Source organism: Pseudoalteromonas sp. G4, assembly GCF_028875915.1.
Lineage (GTDB): Bacteria > Pseudomonadota > Gammaproteobacteria > Enterobacterales > Alteromonadaceae > Pseudoalteromonas.
Genome location: NZ_JAPEHW010000025.1, coordinates 25,217 through 45,940, shown reverse-complemented (window position 1 = coordinate 45,940; position 20,724 = coordinate 25,217). Strand labels below are relative to the sequence as shown.

Sequence of the window (20,724 nt, the reverse complement as noted above, 5' to 3'; positions counted from 1 at the left end):
ATAAACAAGGCTTATAATTCGACATGTAGTTGTTCTACTTTAGAATTTTAAAACGTAGTTTATGGGTCATTTAACTCGCTAGAATGATTAATAAAATTGGTATTAGAACTGCCAATCTTCCATTGAGCCTAAACTAAATTCCACGCCTTCAAACTGCATTAATGTTTGCTCTGCGGCAATTTCAATGATGTAAACACCATTGATATTGTCGCCTACTTTAAGCTCTCGGTCGTTGATTTTAATCCAGCTACGGCTTGGTTCTGAGGCAAATACATGCGCTTGGTATCGCATTTCAGGAATACGTACACGAAATGCTTCAGGTAAGTTTTCAATGGGTGGCACTCTTGCTGAGGTTGTTGACGAAGTGATCACCTCTTGCTCTAACGGCTCGTTTTGCGCTTGCTCAAATGCCTCGCTAAATGCATCTATTAACGCATTGGTTTCTTCCCTTTGTTTATTTTGATATCCAACAACTTTATATTCAGATAAATCAATTTCTTGATTGTCGTTATTCTGCTGCTCTTCTAGCTGTGTTTGGCTATTTGCAGGCGTTGTCTGTTGAGTTTGAGCTGCCTGTTGAGCCTGAAGTGGTAAAGGCTGTGAATACACAGGTACTGGCACGAGCTGATATTGTATTTGTGGTTGATTTGCTATTGGCAACTGATTAACAGATTCTACTGTTGGCTTATTTTCGATGGTTTTATCTGGTTCAGATTGTGTTTGAACGGTTTTTTCAGTTTGTAGGCCTTTACCAAGAAAAAAACCTAGTGTTAAGGTTAGTAAAAACCCTAAAAACAGCGCTAAATTTCGGTAGAAGCGTAACTTCTGACTTAACACATATTCTTGCTGATAATCACCTTGCATCGGCATTGTTCCTTTGCTACTTGATTCATTCTGTTTTAACGCATCGAGAATATAAGACATACACACTTCTATTTAAAAAATAAATGACAAACCAATGCCAACTAATAAGGCAACAATAGCAAAGCAAACATACATCCATACCACGTAATTGGCATTATTTGATGCTGCTGCATTAGCTTCTAACGGTAAAATTTCGGTTGCAGCTGTTGCAATCATGGCTTTATTAACCAAATGACGACTATTTGCAAATGCCCCCATTAAAGAACGCTCACATAGTAAATTGATAAGCCGAGGGATACCACCAGTAAGTTGGTGAATTCGTTTGATTGCGGCGTTTTCAAATAGCATTTTGTCACAACCTGCAACATGCAATCGATGTTTAATGTATGCAAACACCTCAGCTTCGTTAAGCGGCATTAAATGGTAACGCGCTGTAATCCTTTGTGCTAATTGCCTTAAATCGTTACGTTTTAATAGTGTTTGTAATTCAGGCTGCCCAACTAAAATAATTTGCAGTAACTTGCGTTGATTGGTTTCTAAGTTAGTTAATAGGCGTAACTGTTCAAGCACTGCGCCACTTAAATGTTGTGCTTCATCGATCACCAACATGGTGCGTTTATTTTGACTGTGGTTTTTAAGCAGGCGATTTTTAATTTTATCGGTTAAATTTTTAAGCGTGGCTTCTGATTTTTTATAGCGAATACGCAGTTCATCACAAATGCTGGCTAATAATTCAAGTTCCGACAGCGATGGGTTAAGCACAAATGCCACTTGCGTATCATCACCTACATTTTCCAGCATACAACGTGTGACCGTTGTTTTACCGGTTCCAACTTCACCTGTTAATAATACAAAGCCGCCAGCATCCCCTAAACCATAGGTTAGATGTGCAAGTGCTTCTTTGTGGCGCTCACTAAGGAATAAGTAATCTGGATTGGGGGCTATGGAAAATGGCTGATCCGTTAAACCAAAATAGTCTAAATACACGTGCTTACATTAACTGAATAAAAACTGAGCCTATCATACCAATTCACCACCGAATTCCAAATTATGATAATCTTTACACATTATTCGTTTCGATTTAGTCCAATGAAAGTATATTTAGTCGGTGGCGCTGTTCGCGATAAACTTCTTAAGCGCCCCATCAAAGAATGTGATTATGTTGTGGTTGGCAGTACACCTGCTGAGCTAATTTCTCTTGGTTACCAGCAAGTGGGCAATGACTTTCCTGTTTTTTTACATCCAAAAACAAAAGATGAATATGCCCTTGCTCGCACCGAACGTAAATCTGGTCAAGGCTACACAGGCTTTATTTGCGACTTTGCGCCAGAGGTCACTCTTGAAGAAGACTTAGTGCGCCGCGACTTAACAGTTAACGCAATGGCTGAAGATGAAAATGGCAATATTATTGACCCTTTTAATGGCCAAACAGATTTAGCAAACAAGCTTCTGCGCCATGTTAGTGATGCTTTTTGTGAAGACCCATTGCGTATTTTACGTGTTGCACGCTTTGCCGCACGTTACCATTATTTAGGCTTTACTATCGCGCCTGAAACCCAACAATTAATGCAACAAATGGTAGCTAGAGGCGAGATTAATACATTAACCAAAGAACGTATTTGGCTCGAAATTGAAAAATCCTTAGAAGATGGTGCGATTAATGTATTTACCGATGTACTTGCTGAGATTAACGCATTACCAATAATCCTGCCTGCACTAATAGATTTTTGGTCACAAGAATACAGTTGTAAACTCGCAGAGTTATTATCTAAAACATCGGGTGAACAGCAAAAAATCGTGCGTTTTTGCTTGTGGCTAAAAGATATTTTGCCTGAACAAATCAATTCACTTTCAGCGCATTTACGGATCCCTAATACTTATAGTAATGCACTTTATTTATTTAACCGCTTTGCGCCTATATTTTCGAAAAGCGCCCCATGCACACAGCAAGTATTAGATCTGTTAAACACAGCAGATGTATGGCGACGCCCTGAACGACTGACCTTATTTTTAGCAACATTTAAGCTATTAGGCGACTCGCAGTCATCACTTGCAAACAACATTGAACTTGCGTCAGAACACGCTTTAGCAATTAATGTGCAAGCAATTATTCAACAAGGCTATAAAGGGGCTGAAATAAAACAGCAATTAGATATTGAACGCGAAAAAGCTATAAATGACGTTTTTAGTAATTAGCGCTATTTGCTTTAAATGTAAAATGGCTATTGACGTTGTTTGTATATAAATAATGCACAAAAAAGGCTAAGCATCTCGCTTAGCCTTTTCATTTTAAATCTCACAAAGCACGATTAAGCGCTAATATAACCGAGTCCAATAAGTGCAAACAAACCAACACCTAACAGCAAGCGGTAAATCACAAATGGCAACATACCCATGCGCTCAATAAACTTTAAGAATAAAAAGATACAAGTATAGGCAGAGGCAAACGAAAGCACTGTACCTAGTATCAAAGCATTCCAATCAACCGCCGTGTTATCCAAAATAAGTTTAATGATCATCACTAAACCTAACCCACCGATTACCGGAATAGACATTAAGAATGAAAAACGCGCTGCGCTTTTTTTATCAAGGCCTAACAATAAACCAGCTGTAATGGTTATGCCTGAACGAGATGTGCCCGGAATTAACGCAACCGCCTGAGCAAGGCCCATTAATAGCGCAGCTTTCCATTTAATATCGAAAATATTCTTGTTTTCTTTCGCTTTGATATCGGCATACCAAAGGGCTAAACCAAATACAATGGTGGTAGTGGCTATCACCGCTGCACCACGTGTGTTAGCTTCTATGAAATCTTTTGCAAGACCTGCAACTAAACCTGCTGGAATAGTCGCCAAAATAATGTACCAGCCCAATTTACTTTCTGCAGTATGACCTTTACCAGCACAAGACTTAAACCACGCTGTTAAAATTTCCACCACATCTTTACGAAAATAAATAAGCACCGCAAATAAGGTGCCCACATGCACTGCAATATCGAACGCTTGCCCCTGATCTTCCCAACCTAATAACTGGCTTGGTAAAATAAGGTGACCCGAACTCGATATAGGCAAAAACTCTGTAAATCCCTGAATTAATGCCAGTACGATAATTTCAATCAGTCCCATCTAGTTTATATCTCCACTTTCCATAATTTTTGTTTGGTTTTATCGTATTCTTGCCATAGTTGAGCAACACTTTTGTTTTCAACTGGGTGAGAAAACTCTCCTGCAACTTCGGCTAACGGCCAAAGAACAAAGGCATTTTTGGTGATTTCATCACGTGGCAATTGCGCAGGGCTATCGCAAATCACGTCGTCAAAAAACAGTAAATCGAGGTCTAGTGTGCGCGGGCTAAACTTTTTATCAGCAGGCGTTCTTCCATGCTCTCGCTCAATTTGCTTGAGTAACGCACACACTTCTTCCAAGGTTAAGTCAGTTGTTGCAGCGGCTACAAGATTATAAAAGTTATTACCTTCAAACCCGACAGATTCACTTTCAAAAATACTTGAGTAAGTCACATTTTCAAAATGTGTTGGCAATATTGCTAATGCTGCTTTTATATAACGCTCTTTGTTGATATTAGAGCCAATACTGATAAATATCTGTGCCATTAGCTTTGCTTTTTACGTGTGATTTCAATGCCCACTGTCTGTGCTTCAAGCACCGCTTGGGGCTTAGAAATACGCAATGTTACTTGCGATACAGCAAATTCTGTTAAGATAATTGACGTTAGTTGTTCTGCAAGCGTTTCCAACAATTCAACTTGAGTTGAACCACAATGAGCGATTATACGTGCTGAGACTTTCGCGTAATCAACCACATCATCAACATTATCGCTTTGTGCAGCCTTGGCAAAATCTGTCAGCATTTCCACGTCAAAAAACAGCGGTTGCTTTGCTTGTTTTTCAAAATCAAACACGCCAATAATGGTATTAACCTGTAATTGACTAATAAAAACCTTGTCTTGCACCCGTATTCACCCCAATTATACTGTGGTCGGATACCAATTAGAGAAAAAAATAGGTACTCTTATGGGTAAATCCGCTGAAAAGAATTAGCGGCAGATAATAGCCTATATTTGCTAAAGAAAAAATAAGGAACACTGTGTTAGCAAGCTTAATGATTGTCTTTGCCTATCTGTTTGGCTCCATTTCTTCAGCAGTGCTCATTTGTAAGCTGTTTCGCTTACCTGATCCCAGAACAACGGGTTCAAATAACCCTGGTGCAACTAATGTTTATCGTATTGGCGGTAAACTGCCTGCCAGCCTAGTGTTAGTGTTTGACGTATTGAAAGGCACCATTCCGGTTTACGGCGCTTATTTCTTAAAAATAGAACCACTTTATCTTGGTTTTATTGCAATCGCAGCCTGTCTTGGCCATATTTACCCAATTTTTTTCGGTTTTAAAGGTGGAAAAGCTGTAGCGACTGCCTTTGGTAGTTTATTACCTCTTGGTTTTACGCTAGCAGGTTTATTAATCGTTACTTGGGTTGGGTTAATCTGGTTAACGGGTTACTCTTCACTGGCAGCCATTATTACGGTCAGCCTTGCACCATTATTTACTTGGTTTATAAAACCTTTATATGTGTTGCCCGTAACCATGCTTGCGGCACTTATTGTATTTCGCCACCGCGCAAATATTATTCGTTTATTACAAGGTAAAGAGCCAAAAGTAACACAAAAAAAAGCCGAATAATTTCGGCTTTTCTATTTTAATTAATCGCTTAAATCGCTTCTAACTCATCAAGTGGCCAACGCGGTTTGGCTCGCATATCAAGTGGAGCGTATTGCTTTGCTTTCAAGCGCTGCATTCCCGCATAGGCGATCATCGCGCCATTATCTGTACAAAACTCTGTGCGAGGGTAATAAACACGCCCTTGCATGCCCGTCATCACTTTTTCCAAGGTCTCACGTAAATACACATTTGCACTCACACCACCTGCAATAACCAAACGCTTAATGCCATACTCTTTTAGCGCGCGCTTACATTTAATAACTAAGGTATCAATTACCGCTGTTTGAAACGCGTGGGCTATATTCGCTTTAACCTGTTCAGATATTTCACCATTTTCGTCTTTTTCACTGTTAATAGTGTTGGCTGCAAATGTTTTTAAACCACTAAAGCTCATATCAAGGCCTGGTCTATCGGTCATTGGGCGCGGAAAACGATATACTTCTGGCTCACCTTTTTCTGCAAGCTTGGCAAGTAGTGGGCCCCCAGGGTAATCAAGGCCTAATAATTTAGCCGTTTTATCAAACGCTTCACCTGCTGCATCATCAATGGATTCACCTAAGATAGTGTATTGTCCAATACCTTCTACCTTAACAATCATGCTGTGACCACCCGATACAAGTAGCGCTATAAATGGAAATTCAGGCACGTCTTCATCAAGCATAGGTGCAAGTAAATGCCCTTCCATATGATGAACAGCAACAGCAGGCACATTCCAACCATAAGCAAGCGAGCGACCAATTGACGAACCCACTAATAACGCACCCACTAAACCAGGACCAGCCGTATAAGCAACACCATCTAAATCTTCTGGTCCACAACCTGCCTGTTTAAATGCAGCTTCTATTAAAGGAATCGTTTTGCGTACATGGTCACGTGAAGCAAGCTCGGGGACGACACCACCATAATCAGCATGCACTTTTACTTGAGAATACAACTGATGCGCCAATAAACCTTGTTCATCGTCATAAATCGCGATCCCCGTCTCATCACAAGACGATTCAATACCCAAAATACGCAAGTTTCTCTCCTAAAATGATAATTAAAGCTCGTTCAATTAAGCCAAGACGCCGATTTTACAAGCTTTAAGATTTTTTGTCAGCTTTTTACCATCTTTGGTATAATTATTCTTTACATTGCGTGGTGCTTCAGATTACAATGCCGCACCATTTTTGAACTAGTCGGTTAAATCTTAACCGAGATGAGTGGCACTAGCTAAAATTATTAGCTAATAAAACTCATTTAAGTAGAAACATATTACTAAGTAGGTGATTTTTTAATGCCAGTTATTAAAGTTAGAGAAAACGAGCCGTTTGACGTTGCTCTTCGCCGTTTTAAGCGTTCATGTGAAAAAGCAGGTATCCTTTCAGAAGTTCGTCGTCGCGAGCACTATGAAAAGCCAACAGCTGAGCGTAAGCGCAAAAAAGCAGCTGCGGTAAAGCGTCACATGAAGAAGCTTTCTCGCGAAAACGCTCGTCGCGTAAAACTTTACTAATCTAGATTAGGTCTTGTAAATGAGCCTTTTAGCACAACTTAAAGATGCACAAAAAGATGCAATGCGCGCTAAAGACAAACTACGTCTTGGTGCAATTCGTATGGTTTTGGCAGCGATTAAGCAAAAAGAAATCGACGAACAAGTAACTTTAGGCGACGCGGAAATCACGTCAATTTTAGTAAAGCTTGTAAAGCAACGTAAGGATTCTGAATCTCAGTATCGCGATGCTGGCCGCGAGGACTTAGCTGAAGTTGAAGCTAACGAAATTAAAGAATTGGAAGCGTTTTTACCTAAACCGCTTACAGAAGAAGAGATGCTAACTTTAATTGATGAATGTATCGCTGCAAGTGGTGCATCAGGCATGCAAGATATGGGTAAAGTGATGGGCTTGCTTAAAGCTAAAGCTGAAGGTCGCGCAGATATGGGCAAACTTTCAGGTTTAATTAAGCAAAAACTGAGTGCTTAACTCAAAGTTTTAAAGGCTGACTTTCTCAAGTCAATAACTGCTGGCCTTAACAGCTTTAGAAACCGAGCTTTTGCTCGGTTTCTTCATTTCTAGGCTATGATAACGTCTAGCGTAAGCATGCATTTTTGGGTATGCTACATCACTACCCCACACCACTAGAAACAATTAAAAACTGACCATGGCCGGAAAAATCCCACGCAGCTTTATAGATGATCTATTAGCCAGAACCGATATTGTTGATCTTATCGATGGTAAAGTAGGATTAAAAAAAGCAGGCAAGGACTATCAGGCATGTTGTCCGTTTCATAACGAAAAGTCACCGTCGTTTACTGTCTCTCAAGATAAGCAGTTTTATCACTGTTTTGGTTGCGGTGCTCATGGCAACGCAATTTCCTTTATGATGGAGTTTGAAAAGCTCGAGTTTGTAGATGCCATTGAAGAACTCGCCGGCATGCTAAACCTTGATGTACCAAGAGAAAACGGATCAAATCAAGGGCCGCGAGTCAGTACTGAGCAAAAGCGTTCAGACTATGAACTGATGATGCATGTAGCCAAGTTCTATCAGCATCAATTAAAACACCATGCAAATTCATCCCAAGTTATCGAATACTTAAAGGGTCGCGGTCTTTCTGGCGAAACAGCTAAGCAATTTATGATTGGTTACGCACCGAATGAATGGGATTCGGTTTGTAATACGTTTGCTAAAAATCAAGACAGTAAAAAACAGTTATTAGAACTTAAACTTGCCAGCGAAAAGTCAGCAGGCCGTCAGTTTGATTTCTTCCGCGACCGCTTGATGTTCCCTATTCGTGATAAACGTGGTCGTGTAATTGCCTTTGGTGGCCGCGTGATGAATAGCGACGATAACGGCCCTAAATATTTAAACTCGCCTGAAACGCGTATTTTTCATAAAGGCTTTGAACTCTATGGCTTGTATGAAGCAAAGCAAGCCAACAAAAAACTAGAACAAATCCTAGTTGTTGAAGGTTATATGGATGTGGTTGCGCTTGCCGAAAAAGGTATTAACTACGCAGTTGCAGCGCTTGGTACAGCAACTACACCAGAACATATACACACTTTATTTAGAACCACCGACCGGATTATTTGTTGTTACGATGGCGATCGTGCAGGACGTGATGCCGCTTGGCGCGCACTGGAAAACGCACTGCCTTATTTAAATCACGGCAAAGCATTAGAATTTGTATTTTTACCTGATGGCGAAGACCCAGATTCATTAGTACAAAAAGAAGGCAGAGAAGCGTTTGAACTGCGTTATGATGATGCAACTGATTTTTCTGCGTATTTATTTGATCGTCTTGCGCAAGAAATTAATTTGACCACAGATGCTGGCAAATCAAAGCTATTACAACAAGCGCTACCTTTAATTGAAAAGGTGCCAAGTGACTTTTATCAAGAAAATTTACTTGAAAAGTTAGCGCGCTTAATTGGCCGAACCCGTGCCCAGCTACAAAAGAAAATAAACACGCCAAAGCAGCAACAAGGCCTTGTCAAAAAATTTAAAATAACGCCAATGCGTCGTGCTATTGGTTTACTACTACAACATCCAGAGCTTGCCAGTGAAGTGCCATTTCAACCCGAGCTTGCTCAAATGGATGTACCAGGAATCAAGCTTTTTATTCAATTACAGCAAAGCGCCCTTGATAAACAAATCACGACAGCACAACTACTCGAACAATTTAGAGAAAGCGCTGAATATGCGCCATTAGCTAAGCTTGCATCTTGGCAACACCAAGTCAATCAAGACTCGTTAGTCAGTGAATTTCAAAGTACCTTCAATTTTATTGAAGATCAGTGTTTAAATTTGCGCCTTGAATCCCTATTAATAAAGGAGAAAACGCAAGGGTTAAGCAAAGCCGAAAAACAGGAATATTCACTGCTTACTCTTGCATTAAAAGGCAGATAACAGCTAGCCAGATTAAAGCTTTGGTGTTATAATCGCCTATTCACTGCGTCTTGTATCAAGTTGTTTAAGGCGCCCGTTGTATCAACTTATCAGAGTGGAAGAGAATACCTCTATGGAGCAAACTCCTCAGTCACAGCTAAAACTCCTCATTCAAAAAGGTAAAGAGCAAGGTTACCTTACATTTGCCGAAGTTAACGACCACCTTCCACAAGACATCATAGATTCGGAACAAGTTGAAGACATTATCGGCATGATCAACGACATGGGTATTCAGGTAGTAGAAAATGCACCTGATGCCGATGAGCTTATGATGCAAGAAACAACTACCGATGAAGATGCTGCAGAAGCAGCTGCGGCAGCACTTGCAACGGTAGAAAAAGAAATCGGTCGCACTACAGACCCTGTTCGCATGTATATGCGTGAAATGGGTACTGTTGAACTACTTACGCGTGAAGGCGAAATCGACATCGCTAAGCGTATTGAAGACGGTATCAATCAAGTACAAGTATCTGTTGCTGAATACCCTGAAGCAATCAACTACTTACTTGAGCAATGGGACAATTACCTTGCCGAAGATGTTCGCCTAAGTGACATTATTAGCGGTTTCTATGATCCAGATGCAGATGAAGCAATGATCTCTGCAACGCACATCGGTTCTGAGCTATCAGAAGATCAACTGGATGATGAAGATTCAGATCTTGAAAGCGATGATGACGATGAGGACGAGGAAGAGGCAGATACAGGTCCTTGCCCAGAAGAAGCAGCAGAAAACTTTGAAAAACTGCGTGATCAATACAATAAAGCACGTGCAATTTTTGAAGAAAAAGGTCGCTCTCACCCAGATGCTGTCGCAATTATTGCTGAAATCGGTGAGCACTTCCGCACATTCAAACTAATGCCAAAGCAGTTTGACCGCATGGTTAAAAATATGCGTGACATGATGGATCGTATCCGTGTTCAGGAACGCATCATCATGAAGCAAGTTGTGCAAATTGCTAAAATGCCAAAGAAAACCTTTGTTAAAAACTTTGCAAATAACGAAACCGATGCTGCTTGGTTAGACAAAGAAATTGCTGCAGGCGAGCTTTACTCGAATAAACTTGCAGAAGTTAAACCTGAAGTTGAACGTTGTATCAACAAGCTTCGTCTTATGGAAGAAAGCACAGGTCTTAACCTTGAGCGCATTAAAGATATCAACCGTCGTATGTCAATCGGTGAAGCAAAAGCTCGCCGCGCGAAAAAAGAAATGGTTGAAGCGAACTTACGTCTTGTAATTTCAATTGCAAAAAAATACACCAACCGTGGTTTACAGTTCTTGGATTTAATCCAAGAAGGTAACATTGGTCTTATGAAAGCAGTTGATAAGTTTGAATATCGCCGTGGTTATAAGTTCTCAACTTATGCTACATGGTGGATCCGTCAGGCAATTACACGTTCAATTGCTGACCAAGCGCGTACAATCCGTATTCCTGTGCACATGATTGAAACGATTAACAAACTAAATCGTATTTCACGTCAAATGTTACAAGAAATGGGTCGTGAGCCTTCGCCTGAAGAACTCGCAGAGCGTATGGTAATGCCGGAAGATAAAATCCGTAAAGTACTGAAAATTGCAAAAGAGCCAATTTCAATGGAAACACCAATTGGTGACGATGAAGATTCGCACTTAGGTGATTTCATTGAGGATAGCACCATTGAATCGCCGGTTGATTCGGCGACAATGGAAAGCCTCAAAAATGCAACACACGATGTACTTGCAGGCCTTACAGCGCGTGAAGCAAAAGTACTTCGTATGCGTTTCGGTATCGACATGAATACTGACCATACACTAGAAGAAGTAGGTAAACAGTTTGACGTAACCCGTGAGCGTATTCGTCAAATCGAAGCAAAAGCACTTCGCAAGCTTCGTCACCCTTCTCGTTCAGACTTACTGAAAAGCTTCTTAGACTTTAAAGGCTAAGTAAACAGTTACACTAAAAGGCCGCACATTGCGGCCTTTTTTCTTACAGGAAAAATACTATGGCGTGGGTACAAATCCGCATAAATAGCACCAAAGAAAATGCTGAACTCATTAGCGATGAGCTGATGGAGCTAGGCTGCCCTTCAGTTACTTTTGTTGATGCAAAAGACACCCCAATTTACGAACCTAAACTGGGTGAAGTGACGCTTTGGGCAGACACTACCGTGATCGGTTTATTTGATGCCAGCGTTGATATGCAAGCAATTACTGATCAGCTTGCAAAATTACCCGCTCTGCAAGAACAATTCGTTTTCAAAGTTGAGCAACTTGAAGACAAAGACTGGGAACGCGAGTGGATGGATAACTTTCACCCTATTCAGTTTGGTGAAAGATTGTGGATTTGCCCAAGCTGGCGTGACATTCCCGACCCTAGTGCAGTAAACGTGTTACTTGACCCTGGCCTTGCTTTTGGTACCGGTACTCACAACACCACAGCATTATGTTTACGTTGGTTAGACAGCTTAGATTTAACAGGTAAAACAGTGGTCGATTTTGGTTGTGGCTCAGGCATTTTAGGTATTGCTGCACTTAAACTTGGAGCTAAACGTGTAATTGGTATCGATATTGACCCACAAGCATTAGAAGCCAGTCGTGATAATGCAGAGCGTAACGGGGTGGCCGATTTACTTGAAGTATACCTACCTGAAGATCAACCTGAATTTGAAGCTGATGTATTAGTTGCCAACATTCTTGCACAACCACTCAGAGAGTTGCACCAAATTATTCTGGGTTTACTTAAATCAGGTGGTCAATTTGCACTGTCAGGAATTCTTGAAGAGCAAGTTGCTTCGGTAGAAGATATCTACAGCCAATACGCTAACCTTGAAACCAGTCTACAAGATGGTGAATGGATGCGTGTTGCAGGTCAAAAACACTAAGAAGTCTTTGACACGTACTCCTTTAAAATCCTTAGCTCAAGCCCTCATGAGTTAAGGATTTGTTATTTTTGCTAACAAAAATCTTCCATTTTTTTCTTTCTATAGCCAGTTACAAAAAGTCAATATCAAAAGTTTAAAAAAAAACCACTTTTGTATAAATAATAGGCTTTGATTTTTGCAAAAAAAACCGTAAACTTAGCGCCCCTTGATTGGTGACCCAGATTTATTGTGCAGATAGGCCCTTATCAGTTAGAATAGCGCCCCTTGATTGGTGACCCAGATTTATTGTGCAGATAGGCCCTTATCAGTTAGAAAATAACTTAATGGTTGCTCCTATGGCTGGAGTAACAGATAGACCGTTTAGACAGCTATGCCGTCGACTCGGTGCAGGTCTTGCTGTATCTGAAATGTTGTCATCCAATCCTAAGGTTTGGAAAACCGAAAAATCAATGTCTCGTATGGATCACTCCGGCGAGTCTGGTATTCGCAGTGTGCAAATTGCAGGTGCTGACCCACAACTGATGGCGGAAGCAGCCCAATTTAATGTCAAAAATGGCGCACAAATTGTGGATATCAATATGGGTTGTCCAGCAAAAAAAGTGAATAAAAAGCTCGCAGGCTCTGCCCTTTTGCAGTACCCCGAACTCGTTACTGACATCGTTAAAGCTGTAGTAAATGCAGTTGATGTGCCAGTGACGTTAAAAATCCGTACAGGGTGGGATACTGATAATCGAAATGGTGTAGAGATTGCGCGCATCGCTGAACAAAATGGGATTCAGTCGCTGGCGGTACATGGCCGTACACGTTCTTGTATGTACAAGGGTGAAGCTGAATACCAAACAATTAAGGACATTAAGAGTTCAGTCTCCATTCCTGTAGTAGCGAACGGTGATATTACATCACCACAAAAAGCAAAACAGGTTTTGGAATATACGGGCGCAGATGCTTTGATGATAGGCCGTGCAGCACAAGGTCGCCCTTGGATTTTTAGGGAGATAAACCATTATCTCACCACTGGAGAATTACTACCGGAGCCAGCTTTGGACGAGGTACAGGGTATTCTTATGGAACACTTGGTAAATCTTCATGCATTTTATGGTGATGTAATGGGTGTGCGAATAGCGCGAAAGCATGTCTCATGGTATTTGCAGGCTCATGACCGTGAAGGTCAATTTAGGCGAGTATTTAATGCTATCGACTCTCAACAAGAGCAAATCGATTCATTAGAAAAGTACTTTGAAACACTAGCAGATAATTAACAAAGAGTAAGAAAGACGATGTTCGAACAAAACGTGACTTCTCCATTTATTACTAACGCACACGTTCAGTCTCAAGAGAAACCACAGCCATTACGCGATGCTTGTAAAAAAGCAGTTCACAACTACTTAAAGCAACTTAATGGTCAAGATGTACAAGATGTTTACGAGCTAGTTCTTTCAGAACTTGAAGCGCCGTTACTTGAAGAAGTAATGACTTACACTCGCGGTAACCAAACTCGCGCAGCAATCTTACTAGGTATCAACCGTGGTACTCTTCGTAAGAAGCTTAAAAAATACGGCATGAACTAATTAGCACCTAACGGTGCAATAAAAAGCACCCTTGGGAATCCTCGGGTGCTTTTTTGTTTTTCTAACCCCGAAAAACACACTAAATTAAATTCACGTTCAAATTTAATTTAAGTAAAGACCAGCGCTACATATCTTGTTTATAAATTCGGCAATTGGTCGTCGAGTTATAAGCAAAAGTAAGTTAAAATATTCGTTTAAATTAAGTGTTTTCTCGCACTATCAATCAAATTTTGAGGTAATCAAAACTACCATGGATACATTACGTCCAATTCGTCGCGCGTTATTAAGCGTTTCAGACAAAACAGGTATTGTAGAATTTGCTCGCGCGCTTTCAGAGAAAGGCGTTGAACTTCTTTCAACTGGCGGTACATGTAAGCTTTTAGCTGACAACGGCATCGCAGTAACAGAAGTATCAGACCACACAGGTCACCCTGAGATCATGGATGGTCGTGTTAAAACATTACATCCAAAAATCCACGGCGGTATTTTAGCGCGCCGCGGTACTGACGAAGGTGTAATGGAAGCAAACAATATTTCTGCAATCGACATGGTGGTAGTTAACCTTTACCCATTTGCACAAACTGTTGCAAAAGAAGGTTGTTCACTGGAAGACGCTATCGAAAACATCGATATTGGTGGCCCTACAATGGTACGCGCTGCTGCTAAAAACAACAAAGACGTTACCATTATTGTAAACGCAGGTGACTACGATCGCGTTATTGCCGAAATGAATGCTAACAATGGCGCAACAACGTATGAAACACGTTTTGACCTAGCAATTGCTGCATTTGAGCATACTGCACAATACGATGGCATGATTGCTAGCTACTTCGGTAAAATGGTTCCTGATTACACTGAAGAAGCAGCTGTTGAAACTAAATTCCCACGCACAATCAATTTCCAATTCACTAAAAAGCAAGATATGCGCTACGGTGAAAATTCACACCAAGACGCAGCATTCTATGTTGAAAACAACATTGAAGAAGCATCTGTTGCCACTGCAAAACAGTTACAAGGTAAAGCCCTTTCATACAATAACATTGCAGATACAGATGCAGCGCTTGAATGTGTTAAAGAGTTTGACGCGCCAGCATGTGTAATCGTTAAACACGCAAACCCGTGTGGCGTATCAATTGGCGACAACATTCTTGAAGCTTACGACCGCGCGTTTAAAACTGACCCAACATCAGCATTTGGCGGCATCATTGCATTTAACCGCGAACTAGATGCAGACACAGCGGAAGCTATTGTTTCGCGTCAGTTTGTTGAAGTTATCATTGCACCAAGCGTTTCTGAGGCAGCAGCACAAATTGTTGCAGCAAAACAAAATGTACGTTTACTTGAGTGTGGTCAGTGGGCAAACAAAACAACAGGTGTTGATATTAAGCGTGTTAACGGTGGTATCTTAGTACAAGATCGCGACCAAGGCATGGTTGATATGGGCGACCTACGCGTAGTATCTAAAAAACAGCCTACTGAGCAAGAATTAAAAGACTTAATGTTCTGCTGGAAAGTGGCTAAGTTTGTTAAATCAAATGCGATTGTATACGCTAAAGACGGTATGACAATCGGTGTGGGTGCAGGTCAAATGAGCCGTGTTTACTCTGCAAAAATTGCAGGTATTAAAGCAGCTGATGAAAATCTAGAAGTAGCAGGTTCAGTAATGGCATCTGACGCTTTCTTCCCGTTCCGCGACGGCATCGATGCAGCAGCAGAAGCGGGTATTACTGCAGTAATTCAGCCAGGTGGCTCAATGCGCGATGAAGAAGTTATCGCTGCAGCAGATGAGCACGGCATGGCGATGGTATTTACTGGTATGCGTCATTTCCGCCATTAATATTTGCTTGCAAACTTGTTAGTGCGAGCACTTTGTTTGCTCGCACTAAGCTGTTAATTTTGCTATATGTTGCTTAATAAAAATAAAAACTAGGAAGAAAATGAAACTCACAGTAAAAGCCTTAGTAACTGCCCTGTCGCTTACTTTAGCTGGATGTGCATCGACTGATATCGATACATTACTTACCAAAACTGCGACTGCTGATAACCGTTCAAGCGAAAACAAAGCGCGAGATCCATACCGTCATCCAAAAGAAACACTAGAATTTTTTGGCCTTCAGCCAAATATGACCGTGGTAGAAATTTGGCCTGGCGGCGGTTGGTATACTGAAATCCTTGCGCCTGTTTTACAAAAAGAGGGGCAATATTTTGCAGCTCATTTTCCTTCCGATTCAGAAGTTAAATACTACCAACGTTCTCTAAACCAATTTCAAGATAAATTGGCAAGCGATAGCTTATATGAAAACGTAACTCTTTCTGAGTTTTACCCAGGCACACACCATAATATCGCGCCAGCAGGCAGCGCTGATATGGTACTGACCTTTCGCAATTTACATAACTGGTATATGCAAAAAGACATTGAAGGCATTAACGAAGCCTTTAAAGCATTTTACAGCGCATTAAAACCAGGCGGAATTCTTGGCGTTGTTGATCATCGCCTACCAGAAAACCGCGATAGCGCAAAAGCCAAGCGTTCTGGTTATGTAAAACAAAGCTGGGTTATTGAATATGCCGAAAAAGCAGGGTTTGTTTTAGAAGCCGTAAGTGAAGTTAACGCCAATCCATTAGACACAGCCGATCACGAAAAAGGTGTTTGGACCTTACCACCACGCTTAGCCTTGGGCGAAAAATATATCGCCAAGTACAAAGCAATTGGTGAAAGTGATCGTATGACATTAAAGTTTAGAAAACCTCAATAGGTAGGATAGTCCAATGAACGTATTAGTAATTGGTAGTGGTGGTCGCGAACACGCTCTTGCGTTTAAAGCGGCGCAGTCAGCGAAAGTAAACACGGTATTTGTAGCTCCAGGTAACGCAGGTACAGCGCTTGAGCCTAAGCTTGAGAACATCGCAATTGGCGTAGAAGACATTGATGCACTTGTGGCATTTGCTAAAGAGAACAATGTTGAACTGACCATTGTTGGCCCAGAAGCACCGCTTGTAATTGGTGTAGTTGATAAATTCCGTGAAGAAGGCCTTGCGATCTTCGGCCCAACGGCAGCAGCAGCTCAGCTTGAGGGTTCAAAATCTTTCACTAAAGATTTCTTAGCACGTCATAAAATCCCAACAGCGGATTATCAAACATTTGAGCAAATCGAACCTGCACTTGCATACCTTAAAGAAAAAGGCGCGCCAATTGTTGTTAAAGCTGATGGCTTAGCAGCAGGTAAAGGTGTAATCGTTGCAATGACAGAGCAAGAAGCTGAAGATGCAATTCGCGATATGCTTGCTGGCAATGCCTTTGGCGACGCTGGTAGCCGCGTTGTAATTGAAGAATTTCTTGAAGGTGAAGAAGCATCATTTATCGTAATGGTTGATGGTGAAAACGTACTTCCGTTTGCTACATCTCAAGATCACAAACGCGCTTATAACGAAGACAAAGGCCCTAACACAGGCGGCATGGGTGCATACTCACCTGCACCAGTTGTTACCGCTGAAATCCACCAGCGTATTATGGATGAAGTAATTTACCCTACAGTGAAAGGTATGAGTGATGAAGGTCATCCTTACACCGGTTTCTTATACGCAGGTTTAATGATTACAGCTGATGGCACACCTAAAGTAATTGAATATAACTGCCGTTTTGGCGATCCTGAAACACAGCCTATTATGCTTCGTTTACAATCAGATCTAGTTGAATTGATTGAAGCTGCTAACCGTGTTGAACTTGATAAAACTGATATTCAGTTTGATTCACGCGCAGCTGTAGGTGTAGTCCTAGCAGCTGCTGGTTACCCAGGCTCTTACCCGAAAGGTGATGCAATCTCAGGGTTACGTGTTGATTATGCTGAAGGCACAAAAGTATTCCATGCAGGCACTAAGCAAGATGGCGACAATGTCGTTACTGCCGGCGGTCGCGTATTGTGTGCAACAGCACTTGGTAACACAGTAACTGAAGCGCAGCAAAATGCTTATAAACTAGTTGATGAAATCAATTGGGATGGTGTTGAGTTCCGCACAGATATCGCTTACCGCGCTATTGCTCGTGAAAATAACAGCTAAGCATTGTTATTTTCCGTTTAAAAAATCAACCTACCTCGCGTAGGTTGATTTTTTTTTGTGCTAATGGAATATAAAACCAACGCTAAATTAGTAATGTAGGCTACCTATTTAAGTTAATTTAATCTAATCTTTATAAGCTGTTAAACTCCAAGGAAGCTCATGAACCAGTTAAAGTCTGTCTATTTATTTGTAGCATGCATGCTATTTGCAGCTTTATCACTGGTCATTGCATCATTGGTTTTTAATATTGGCGACCCTACTACCAACTCTATCGAACGCACCCACGCTATTTATTTGAAGTCTTCTTATTGGGTTGACGAGCAAAGCACTGCCAATTTATCAGAAGCATTAAATCAAACTTTTCAAAATTCTGAGATTAGAAATGTGCCGTGGCAATTTGGTACACAAACCTATTGGCTTAAAGTGAGCGTAACCAATCGTACTGAATATGTAGAACGACTCACTGCCCACTTTGATAATCCTATGCTAGATCAGCTAGAAATCTGGCAATTAGACGACAACAATAATATTGTAAAGCACAAATTATTGGGTGATACGCTACCTAATTTAAACCTACATGAACAAGCTTTCCCGCATTTTAATTTTACCCTCAATGAGAAAGAAAGCAGTGTCATTGTAACGCGAATTAAAACCACCGGTATAACCAAAACACCGCTGACCATTTACCAAGCTGATAACTTTAATAGCGTTAAAAAGTTTAGTTACCTTATTTGGGGTTTATTTATTGGCGTAACCGTAATGATCGCGCTCTACAACTTGATACTGTTTATCAGCATTCGAGAGACCGTTTATTTAGCTTACATCGGTTATATTTTATCGACACTCATGATGATGGGCTCAGTGCTTGGCTTCGGCTATTATATTTGGCCCACTCCAATGCAAAATTGGTTGCAAGTATATGTAGTTTCAACCAATTTTAGTGTTGCAATCTGTGCGCTGATATTTGGTTCTTTGTTTTTACGCTATGCAACAATAAAAACTAAACTAAATGCCTTAATTAAAGGCACTTTAGCCATTTTATTAATCGGTGGTGTTAGCAGCTTTTTCTTACCGGAATACTACGCCGCACCTGTCTTTTTTGTCTGCATGGTACCGCTCTACATCACCATTTTACTCATCGTATTTAACCGCTTACTCACGGATTTTGTTTGGGCTAAATACTACTTCTTCTCTTGGTTACCGCTGATTGTTAGCGGTGCAGTACAACCTTTAGTTTTGGTTGGCGTACTTGAGCACACCTTTTTAACACGACACGCTTTTTTAATCGGCGTTTTATTAGAGGTGCTACTAATGGCAATGGCTTTAGCAGATAAGTTCTCGCACCAACAGCGTGAGAGTTACTTTAAAGCAACCCATGATTCGAGTTCACAGCTGCCTAATGAAACCTTATACAAATACAAAATAACCCAGCTTATTGAGCAACAACAAAACTTTATTACTTGTTTTATTGAGTTAAAAAACTTTGGTCAATTTATTCCCTACATGGCACCAAAAGCAAAAAAGGACTTAGTGAACCAAGTTTATAGCTCACTGCAACCTGTGCTTATAAACCAAGCAAATATTATTATGATTGAGGAGCAAGGGCTTAATAGTGTTAAACTTGCGTACCTGCGCGATGGCGTTTTTGCGTTATTATTGAATCATGGTACTAATCGCGAGTCACTTAATAAGTTATTACATACCCTGCAATCGCATATTCCTACGTCGCTATTAATTGACGGTATTCTACTTAATTTATCGAGCCATATTGCCACTTGTTCCAGTATCTATAGTAATCAACGCAGTGGCTTATTGCTGCGTAAAACATGGCAAACGCTGTTTCAAGCGAAACAAGAAGGTGTTGCATTACTGCATTATAAAAAAGAGCGTGGTAACGATATTGGCCAGCAATTTAATCTTGCCTCTGAATTGCACTGCGCTATTGAAGAAAAAAAACTAACGTTAAACTTTACGCCGGTTTATCACGTTAAAACAAAAAAATTAATTGCAATTACTTGTCAATTTTCATGGCCGCACCCAGAGTTTGGTCAAATCAGTCAACAGGAAATTATTAAATTAGCAATAGATACAGGGCTTAACGTTCAACTTAACCGCTGGTTGTTTAGCGAACTATTTAGCGCCATTAGTACACTTAAAGAAAACGGTGTTAATTGCAAATTTTCTCTGACCTTATCGCTTAATCAATTGAATCATAGTGGCTTTATTGGCTGGTTATCAGAACAAGTAACGCATTTTGATACTGACAACATTATGATTTATACCCAGCACCCTGTATTTGATGAACAAAGTCAGCTGCAAGAAACGCTGCAAAAGCTGCTCGACCTTGGGTTTAAATTTGGCTTAGATAACTTCCATGGCGATCTTGACCGCTTATTTGAAGCCCGTGAATGTGGCTTTAGCGATGTGCGTATTGGCCACTTATTTACTAAAACCAATATTCAAGGCCATAAATTAACCTTATTATTAAGTGCGATGGTTGATGTAGCCAAAGGCCTAGATTTATCAGTCACTGCAATTGGCGTAGATAATCAAGAATTCGCCGATATTGTTAATCAATGTCAGTGTGATTATATGCAAGGTGAACTGCTTGCACCGACCATGAATTTCAGAATTCTCAACTCATTCTTACTTGCGCAACAATCTCGCATTGGTAATCTTTCCGAGCTTTGATACGATAGCCTTTTTGCTTGATTAGGGGC

General features: G+C 40.7%; 19 protein-coding genes. 13 read left to right on the top strand and 6 right to left on the bottom strand.

All coding sequences use genetic code 11. The annotated features are described in order from the left end of the window. Positions 1-102: 102 nt before the first annotated feature. Together ON073_RS09590 and ON073_RS09585 are read right to left on the bottom strand one after the other, a co-directional pair. Positions 103-924: a general secretion pathway protein GspB gene (locus ON073_RS09590; RefSeq protein WP_274761668.1), complete on the bottom strand. Its 822-nt coding sequence runs from the start codon at positions 922-924 to the stop codon at positions 103-105. Between the two features lie 12 nt (positions 925-936). Next, on the bottom strand, positions 937-1,851 hold the full coding sequence (locus ON073_RS09585) for an ExeA family protein (protein WP_274761667.1): 915 nt from the start codon (positions 1,849-1,851) through the stop codon (positions 937-939). 102 nt (positions 1,852-1,953) lie between these two features. Between ON073_RS09585 and ON073_RS09580 the strand changes: the two genes are divergently transcribed. Beyond that, positions 1,954-3,060, top strand: a complete 1,107-nt coding sequence (locus tag ON073_RS09580; protein WP_274761666.1) for a tRNA nucleotidyltransferase — start codon at positions 1,954-1,956, stop codon at positions 3,058-3,060. 113 nt (positions 3,061-3,173) lie between these two features. Here the strand turns inward: ON073_RS09580 and ON073_RS09575 are convergent, their stop codons facing one another. Genes ON073_RS09575 through folB form a run of 3 tightly spaced genes read right to left on the bottom strand, consistent with a single transcriptional unit; the run spans position 3,174 to position 4,833 of the window. After that, a complete protein-coding gene (locus ON073_RS09575) occupies positions 3,174-3,989 on the bottom strand; it encodes an undecaprenyl-diphosphate phosphatase (protein ID WP_274761665.1) in 816 nt (271 codons plus the stop codon). A gap of 5 nt (positions 3,990-3,994) precedes the next feature. Continuing rightward, positions 3,995-4,474 carry a 2-amino-4-hydroxy-6-hydroxymethyldihydropteridine diphosphokinase gene (gene folK, locus ON073_RS09570; protein ID WP_274761664.1) on the bottom strand — a complete coding sequence of 160 codons (480 nt, stop codon included), beginning with the start codon at positions 4,472-4,474 and terminating at the stop codon, positions 3,995-3,997. Further along, positions 4,474-4,833 (bottom strand): dihydroneopterin aldolase, encoded by a 360-nt coding sequence (gene folB, locus ON073_RS09565; RefSeq protein ID WP_274761663.1) that lies wholly within the window; start codon positions 4,831-4,833, stop codon positions 4,474-4,476. Before folB ends, folK begins: the two co-directional genes overlap by 1 nt. Positions 4,834-4,967: 134 nt before the next feature. Here folB and plsY point away from each other — a divergent pair, with 134 nt between their 5' ends. Beyond that, positions 4,968-5,558 carry a glycerol-3-phosphate 1-O-acyltransferase PlsY gene (gene plsY, locus ON073_RS09560; RefSeq protein WP_274761662.1) on the top strand — a complete coding sequence of 197 codons (591 nt, stop codon included), beginning with the start codon at positions 4,968-4,970 and terminating at the stop codon, positions 5,556-5,558. A gap of 28 nt (positions 5,559-5,586) precedes the next feature. Here the strand turns inward: plsY and tsaD are convergent, their stop codons facing one another. Next, a complete protein-coding gene (gene tsaD, locus ON073_RS09555) occupies positions 5,587-6,615 on the bottom strand; it encodes a tRNA (adenosine(37)-N6)-threonylcarbamoyltransferase complex transferase subunit TsaD (RefSeq protein ID WP_274761661.1) in 1,029 nt (342 codons plus the stop codon). 258 nt (positions 6,616-6,873) lie between these two features. Here tsaD and rpsU point away from each other — a divergent pair, with 258 nt between their 5' ends. From rpsU to ON073_RS09500, 11 genes are all read left to right on the top strand, one after another. After that, positions 6,874-7,089 (top strand): 30S ribosomal protein S21, encoded by a 216-nt coding sequence (gene rpsU, locus ON073_RS09550; RefSeq protein WP_010362466.1) that lies wholly within the window; start codon positions 6,874-6,876, stop codon positions 7,087-7,089. Between the two features lie 19 nt (positions 7,090-7,108). Further along, a complete protein-coding gene (locus ON073_RS09545) occupies positions 7,109-7,555 on the top strand; it encodes a GatB/YqeY domain-containing protein (protein WP_274761660.1) in 447 nt (148 codons plus the stop codon). A gap of 178 nt (positions 7,556-7,733) precedes the next feature. Then, complete coding sequence (gene dnaG, locus ON073_RS09540; protein WP_274761659.1) at positions 7,734-9,479, top strand: DNA primase; 1,746 nt, start codon at positions 7,734-7,736, stop codon at positions 9,477-9,479. Between the two features lie 112 nt (positions 9,480-9,591). Continuing rightward, positions 9,592-11,439, top strand: coding sequence for an RNA polymerase sigma factor RpoD (gene rpoD, locus ON073_RS09535; protein WP_274761670.1), 1,848 nt, complete (start codon positions 9,592-9,594; stop codon positions 11,437-11,439). A gap of 59 nt (positions 11,440-11,498) precedes the next feature. After that, entirely contained in the window at positions 11,499-12,377 is an 879-nt protein-coding gene (prmA, locus tag ON073_RS09530) for a 50S ribosomal protein L11 methyltransferase (RefSeq protein ID WP_274761658.1), read from the top strand. Between the two features lie 287 nt (positions 12,378-12,664). Then, complete coding sequence (gene dusB, locus ON073_RS09525) at positions 12,665-13,636, top strand: tRNA dihydrouridine synthase DusB (protein WP_274761657.1); 972 nt, start codon at positions 12,665-12,667, stop codon at positions 13,634-13,636. An 18-nt stretch (positions 13,637-13,654) separates the two neighbouring features. Beyond that, a complete protein-coding gene (fis, locus tag ON073_RS09520) occupies positions 13,655-13,945 on the top strand; it encodes a DNA-binding transcriptional regulator Fis (RefSeq protein ID WP_010561030.1) in 291 nt (96 codons plus the stop codon). Between the two features lie 250 nt (positions 13,946-14,195). Next, the gene (gene purH, locus ON073_RS09515) at positions 14,196-15,782 is read left to right on the top strand and encodes a bifunctional phosphoribosylaminoimidazolecarboxamide formyltransferase/IMP cyclohydrolase (RefSeq protein WP_274761656.1); all 1,587 of its coding nucleotides are present in this window, start codon (positions 14,196-14,198) and stop codon (positions 15,780-15,782) included. Between the two features lie 100 nt (positions 15,783-15,882). Further along, positions 15,883-16,701, top strand: coding sequence for a class I SAM-dependent methyltransferase (locus tag ON073_RS09510; protein WP_274761655.1), 819 nt, complete (start codon positions 15,883-15,885; stop codon positions 16,699-16,701). A 13-nt stretch (positions 16,702-16,714) separates the two neighbouring features. Further along, complete coding sequence (purD, locus tag ON073_RS09505) at positions 16,715-18,004, top strand: phosphoribosylamine--glycine ligase (protein ID WP_274761654.1); 1,290 nt, start codon at positions 16,715-16,717, stop codon at positions 18,002-18,004. A 159-nt stretch (positions 18,005-18,163) separates the two neighbouring features. Next, the gene (locus ON073_RS09500; RefSeq protein WP_274761653.1) at positions 18,164-20,695 is read left to right on the top strand and encodes an EAL domain-containing protein; all 2,532 of its coding nucleotides are present in this window, start codon (positions 18,164-18,166) and stop codon (positions 20,693-20,695) included. Positions 20,696-20,724 lie beyond the last annotated feature (29 nt).

Coding starts and splice junctions, on each gene's coding strand:
- ON073_RS09590 (WP_274761668.1), bottom strand. CDS start 924: ATGTCTTATATTCTCGATGCGTTAAAACAGAATGAATCAAGTAGCAAA.
- ON073_RS09580 (WP_274761666.1), top strand. CDS start 1,954: ATGAAAGTATATTTAGTCGGTGGCGCTGTTCGCGATAAACTTCTTAAG.
- ON073_RS09575 (WP_274761665.1), bottom strand. CDS start 3,989: ATGGGACTGATTGAAATTATCGTACTGGCATTAATTCAGGGATTTACA.
- folK (WP_274761664.1), bottom strand. CDS start 4,474: ATGGCACAGATATTTATCAGTATTGGCTCTAATATCAACAAAGAGCGT.
- rpsU (WP_010362466.1), top strand. CDS start 6,874: ATGCCAGTTATTAAAGTTAGAGAAAACGAGCCGTTTGACGTTGCTCTT.
- ON073_RS09545 (WP_274761660.1), top strand. CDS start 7,109: ATGAGCCTTTTAGCACAACTTAAAGATGCACAAAAAGATGCAATGCGC.
- dnaG (WP_274761659.1), top strand. CDS start 7,734: ATGGCCGGAAAAATCCCACGCAGCTTTATAGATGATCTATTAGCCAGA.
- rpoD (WP_274761670.1), top strand. CDS start 9,592: ATGGAGCAAACTCCTCAGTCACAGCTAAAACTCCTCATTCAAAAAGGT.
- prmA (WP_274761658.1), top strand. CDS start 11,499: ATGGCGTGGGTACAAATCCGCATAAATAGCACCAAAGAAAATGCTGAA.
- fis (WP_010561030.1), top strand. CDS start 13,655: ATGTTCGAACAAAACGTGACTTCTCCATTTATTACTAACGCACACGTT.
- purH (WP_274761656.1), top strand. CDS start 14,196: ATGGATACATTACGTCCAATTCGTCGCGCGTTATTAAGCGTTTCAGAC.
- ON073_RS09510 (WP_274761655.1), top strand. CDS start 15,883: ATGAAACTCACAGTAAAAGCCTTAGTAACTGCCCTGTCGCTTACTTTA.
- purD (WP_274761654.1), top strand. CDS start 16,715: ATGAACGTATTAGTAATTGGTAGTGGTGGTCGCGAACACGCTCTTGCG.
- ON073_RS09500 (WP_274761653.1), top strand. CDS start 18,164: ATGAACCAGTTAAAGTCTGTCTATTTATTTGTAGCATGCATGCTATTT.